Source organism: Gorillibacterium massiliense, from assembly GCF_000455485.1.
GTDB classification, from domain to species: domain Bacteria; phylum Bacillota; class Bacilli; order Paenibacillales; family NBRC-103111; genus Gorillibacterium; species Gorillibacterium massiliense.
In genome coordinates, this window is record NZ_CBQR020000048.1 from 1 (window position 1) to 5470 (window position 5470).

Genomic DNA, 5470 nt, shown 5'->3' on the forward strand with positions numbered 1-5470 from the left:
CTGTACGCCATTTCGAATTGAAAACGCTTTCTAATTTGGAGACCTTCTTCATCATTCGCAGCACCCAAGGCGGCATGGACGTCTTTGAACCATTTACGCTACCCCATTGAATCACTCATGGCCTACCCTTTTACCCCGCTCATCGTCACCCCTTTAATGAAGTACTTGGATGCAAACAAGTACACAATCAGGATCGGAATAAAACTCACCACATTGCCTGACATCAAAATATTCCATTCGGTCGCCCATCTGCCTTGAAGCTTGCTGAGACCGATTGGCAGCGTCATTAAGCTTTTGTCGCTCGTGATGATCAGCGGCCACAGAAAGCTGTTCCAGGAGGCCATGAAGGCGAAGATGGACAGCGAGGCGATCGCCGGCTTGCTGAGCGGCAGGATGATGCTGTAAAACACGCGAAAGTGCGAGGCGCCATCCATGAAGGCGGCTTCCAGGAGCGGATCGGGAATGGTCATGATGTGCTGTCTCAGGAGGAAGGTTCCGTAAGCGCTGAAGATGCCGGGGAGGATGAGGCCGGTGTAAGTGTTGATCAAGTGCAGTTTTTGGAACACGATAAAGAGTGGTGTCATGGTAACCTGCATGGGAATCATCAGGGTGATCAGGTACAGAACGAACAAGGCTTCCCTGCCCCTGAACCGCACCTTCGCGAAGATGAATGCCGCCATGGCGCAAACCAGAATTTGCGCGGCCGTTGTGACGATGCCAACGAGTATACTGTTGCGGAGAAACACATAGATGGGAAAATATTTGGTGATTTCCGTATAATTGCTGAACCGAAAATGCTCGGGGATCAGGTTGGGCGGCATGCGGACAACCTCGAGGCTATCCTTGAATGAGCCCGACAGCATCCAGACGAACGGGAAGATCAGGATGACCGTCGCGAGGATCAAAATCAGGTGCGTGAGCAGATTTCGATAGACGGCGAATCTATCTCTCATACGTGACCCACCTCTTCTGCAAGCTTTGCTGAACGATCGTCACGGCGAAAATAATCAAGAACAGGATCCAGGACTGGGCGGAGGCAAAGCCCATTTTGTTGCCTTGGAAAGCGTTTTCATAAATTTGCTGTACCAGCGTGCTGGTGCGTCCCGCCGGTCCGCCGTTCGTCATGACCATAACCTGGTCGAACAGCTGGAAACCGTTGATCATCGAAATGACGAGAACGAAGAACAGACTTGGCGTCACAAGCGGCAGCGTTACCCGGAAGAACCGCTGGAAGCTTCCCGCTCCGTCGATGAGCGCCGCTTCATAATACTCGTCGGATATTTCCTGCAGTCCGGCCAGCAGGATGATCGTCACGTACCCCATATCCTTCCAGACGGTCACTGCGATAATGGCCGGCATCGCCCAGGTGAAACTTTGCAGCCACACGGGGCCATGAATGCCGACCAGCGAGAGCAGGTAATTGACGAATCCGCTCTGCCCGTTCAGCAGCCAACGCCATACGATGGAAACGGCGACCCAGGAGGTGATGACCGGCACGAACACGAACACCCGGTACAGCTTGACGCCACGCATTTTCCGGTTGAGCAGCACGGCCAGGAGCATCCCGAGGATGATGACGGAAGGCAAATAACCGGCGATGAACTGAACGATATTACCGAGGGAGGTTAGGGAGCGCTCGTCATGCAGCGCTTCCCGGTAATTGTCCCAGCCGATAAAGTGCGCCTTGGTCAGCATATCCCAGTTTGTGAAGCTGATCGCGGCCGACGCGATCATGGGAACGATCTGGAACAGCACGAGACCCGCCAGGCTCGGAAGCAGAAAAAGAAAAATGACCGCAAACTTCGCCAACCGCTTCTGTCCGACCATTAAGATCCTCTCCCAACTGCACCAGTTTCGGTTAAAGCTTTAACCGTCTGCCTCTCCACGATCCGAAGCGGAAGCAGCATCTCCTCCGCCAACTCGACCTCCGCGTTTTCAATCAGGCGGATGACCTGTTCCGCCGCCATGATGCCCTTTTCCGTGATGTCCTGCTTTACCGTCGTGAGCGGCGGAACGAACATCTTCGCCATATAGATATCGTCAAAGCCGATGACGGAGATGTCGTCGGGAACCTTTTTGCCCAGCTCCATAATCCCCTTGATCGCCCCGAAGGCCACCAAGTCAGCGGATGCGAACACCGCCGTGATTTCGGGATGCTTGCCGGCAATCTCCCGGCCTGCCGCAAGCCCATGCTCGAAACTCATCGAATCCTCGAACACATAATCCGGGTTGTAAAAAAAGTTGGCTTCCCGAATCGCGCGCTTGTAGCCAAGAAACCGCTTCTCCACCACGCCTTCCTTACGGATCGCGCCGGTGATCAGCCCGATGTTGGTATGCCCCGCCTGAATCAGATGTCGGGTCGCCAGATAGCCGCCGTATTCGTCATCGATACCGATTCGTCTGAAATAGCTGTCGTTGATGTAGCTGTCGATCAGCACAATCGGGATCTTGATCCGCTTGAGATCCTCGTAAAACTGCTCCGGGTAAATGCCCATTAGAATCGCCCCATCGAGGTTACGCTGGATCGATAAATCCAGGTAGCTCTCGCCTCTGTTGACGCCAGACAGGATCAGATGGTAGCCATTCTCGCGCAGTTTTCCTTCAATCCCGCTGATGATTTCGCTGTAGAAAGGGTTTTCAAGAATCAGCTGACGGTAGTTCTCCGTCTGCGGAATGACGACCCCGATCAGCTTCGACTGATTCTTCACCAGGCTCCGGGCGGAAAAATCCGGAATGTAATTGAGATCCCCGATCACCTGATTGACTCGTTCAATCGTCTCCTTCGATACTTTGTCGTGCTTGCCGTTCAACACATAAGAAACTGCTGCTGTCGATACGCCTGCCGCTTTGGCTACGTCCTTGATCGTGGCTTTCTTCATTGCTTTCATCCTTTTTAACGGTGACTTGAGTTAGCTGTTATTTTAGTTATACGTTTAACCAAATTATAGCCGAAATAGCTTACTTTCGCAATGCTTTTGTCACACATTATTCAAATAATCCTGTTTTTATACGTGAAACGTTTAAGTGACAGGCTCGTGATAGGCGGTTTATATCTGTAAAATTTCTACGGTTGATCAAATAGGCCATGTCCAAGCCGTTCTTCACGGTTGATCCACAGCTGCATCTGTCCATTTTCTCTGCCTCTAACAAACTTTATTTTCCTATTAACAAACATATCCGCTCACTTACACGCATTAATTTCCATTAACGATCTTTATTTTTGATGATACAATATGTATCTATAAGCTGCCGTATGAACGCCGTTCCAGCCTGCAATCCGCATCTCCTCGTTTAAAAATCATTCTGTTGGAGGGTGAACATGTATGGATTCGATGCTCAGGCTACACAGAAATCGCTATCTTTTTCTACTTGTGACCGTCTTTATTCTCTCGTTTCTATTCCCCTTCCCCTTCTCTTCCTCTTCATCCGCTCAAGCTGCATCCCCTGGCATAGCGATTAGGATCGCAGTCGGCGATTCCCATGCCCTTGCGCTAGAATCCGATGGCACCATCGTCGCCTGGGGAGATAATACTTTCGGGCAGAGCAACGTTCCTGCGGGTCTGACCCATGGTATCGCCGTTGCCGCAGGCTTGCTCCACTCCCTCGCACTGAAAGCGGATGGCACCGTTGCCGCATGGGGAGCGAACTCCTTTGGCCAACTCAATGTCCCTGCGGGATTGAGCGGAGTCACGGCCATTGCCGCAGGCGCTTCCCATTCGCTTGCTCTCAGGTCCAATGGCACCGTCGCCGCTTGGGGACTCAACAACAGCGGGCAAACCAATGTGCCGGCTGATCTTAAAGATGCGATTGCAATCGCTGCAGGCGCCTCCCATTCCTTGGCCCTTAAGTCCAATGGCACCGTCGTCGCTTGGGGTGATAACACAATGGGGCAAACCGATGTACCAGCCGGATTAAGCGAGATTGTCGCCATCGCCGCTGGGTGGAACCACTCTCTGGCATTGAAAGCGGACGGCACCGTCGTTGCTTGGGGAAGTGACACCTATGGCCAAACGGATGTGCCGAAGAACTTAAGCGGAGTGACGGCCATCGCCGCAGGTGCTTCCCATTCTTTAGCATTGAAACCGGATGGCACCATAGTTGGCTGGGGAGATAACCGGTCCGGGCAAACGAACGTCCCATGTGATGTGAATTTCCGGGCAGGTGTCGTCATGATTGCTGGCGGCAGCGCCAATTCCTTCGCTCTTCGAACAGATGGAAAAATCATTCCCTGGGGAGAATTCCGGTCCGGGCAAACCGAAATTCCCGCGGAATTTTCTTTGCAGCATAAAACCTGGATCAGTTCCGGAAACACATATTCCCTCGCATTAAAAGCAAACGGCTCCGTAATCGGTATGGGGAAAATCCAAAACGTATTCGTTGATCAAATCATGCCGGCTGATTTGTACGATGCGACAACCATTTCCGCAGGAGTTAGTTTTTCCATGGCCCTGAAGTCCGATGGTACCGTTATTACCTGGGGCAATTCCAATGTTATCGGGCAACTGAATCCTCCAACAGGATTATCTGGAGTGGTGGACATTTCAGCCGGTTTATCCCATGCTTTAGCATTAAAGGCTGACGGCACAGTCATCGCTTGGGGATATAATTTGTACGGTGAAACACAAGTTCCATCTAGCTTGAACCATGTGATTGCCATTTCGGCAGGCTATAACTTCTCTCTTGCTTTGAAATCCGATGGCACCGTTGTTTCTTGGGGAAATCCCGAATACACAAACGTTCCCAGCGGGTTGAACAAAGTCGTTGCAATCAGCGCAGGAGTCTTTCATTCGCTAGCCTTGAAATCAGATGGTACGGTTGTTAGTTGGGGCAATTCAAGTTCGATGTCTTCTCCCGTTCCTGATGGGCTCAAGGATGTGGTTGCCGTTGATGAGGGAGTGTTCCACTCTATGGCTTTGAAAAAGGACGGAACGATCGTTGCTTGGGGATGGGGTGACTATGGTCAAATCAAACCTCCTGTAAATCTAGATCATGTCGTTGCCGTATCGGCGGCAGGCACCTATTCTCTTGCTCTGAGATCCGACGGCACAGTTATTCGTTGGGGCGATGATTTGTTCAACAACGCTGATCTGGATGGTGACGAATTAAGCGGAATTACCCTTGAGGAAGGGCTTCTGCTTCCGGATTTCCAACCTGCGAACACCAGCTATACACTCTCCAACTCGAAGCTATCAAAAATGCATGTCACCGCAACCCTCGTAGATCCTTCGCATGACACCTTATATATAAATGAACAACCGCAAGCAAGTGGTACTCCCGTGGAAGTAGATATGACAGGAGCAACGAAGCAAATCCGCATCATGGTGGCTTCTGATTCCTCGGTTGATAGAATCTACACAATTACGGCAATGCGTACGGCAATTATCCAGGACACGACTCCTCCTGAGATCCATTTCGGCATAAACGGAAGCCAGTCCTCGCAAAAGAACGTCTCTACCCAAGTAACGGTTAC

General features: G+C 51.4%; 4 protein-coding genes. 1 reads left to right on the plus strand and 3 read right to left on the minus strand.

Translation table 11 applies throughout. From position 1 onward, the window contains the following. Positions 1-122 precede the first annotated feature (122 nt). From TJ79_RS05050 to TJ79_RS05060, 3 genes are read right to left on the minus strand one after another with little or no spacing between them, the layout of a single operon-like run. Positions 123-953, minus strand: coding sequence for a carbohydrate ABC transporter permease (locus tag TJ79_RS05050; protein ID WP_040949212.1), 831 nt, complete (start codon positions 951-953; stop codon positions 123-125). Further along, on the minus strand, positions 943-1827 hold the full coding sequence (locus TJ79_RS05055; protein ID WP_040949213.1) for a carbohydrate ABC transporter permease: 885 nt from the start codon (positions 1825-1827) through the stop codon (positions 943-945). The genes TJ79_RS05050 and TJ79_RS05055 overlap by 11 nt, the downstream gene beginning before the upstream one ends. Continuing rightward, a complete protein-coding gene (locus TJ79_RS05060; RefSeq protein WP_040949214.1) occupies positions 1827-2879 on the minus strand; it encodes a LacI family DNA-binding transcriptional regulator in 1053 nt (350 codons plus the stop codon). The genes TJ79_RS05055 and TJ79_RS05060 overlap by 1 nt, the downstream gene beginning before the upstream one ends. A gap of 492 nt (positions 2880-3371) precedes the next feature. On the opposite strand from TJ79_RS05060, the gene TJ79_RS05065 reads away from it, so the two are divergent. After that, positions 3372-5470, plus strand: a 2099-nt coding sequence (locus tag TJ79_RS05065; RefSeq protein WP_238322805.1) for an RCC1 domain-containing protein, incomplete at its 3' end; no start/stop codon positions are given.

Bases quoted from the DNA above. Each gene is read 5' to 3' on its own strand.
- TJ79_RS05050 (WP_040949212.1), bottom strand. From the start codon at position 953: ATGAGAGATAGATTCGCCGTCTATCGAAATCTGCTCACGCACCTGATT.
- TJ79_RS05055 (WP_040949213.1), bottom strand. From the start codon at position 1,827: ATGGTCGGACAGAAGCGGTTGGCGAAGTTTGCGGTCATTTTTCTTTTT.
- TJ79_RS05060 (WP_040949214.1), bottom strand. From the start codon at position 2,879: ATGAAGAAAGCCACGATCAAGGACGTAGCCAAAGCGGCAGGCGTATCG.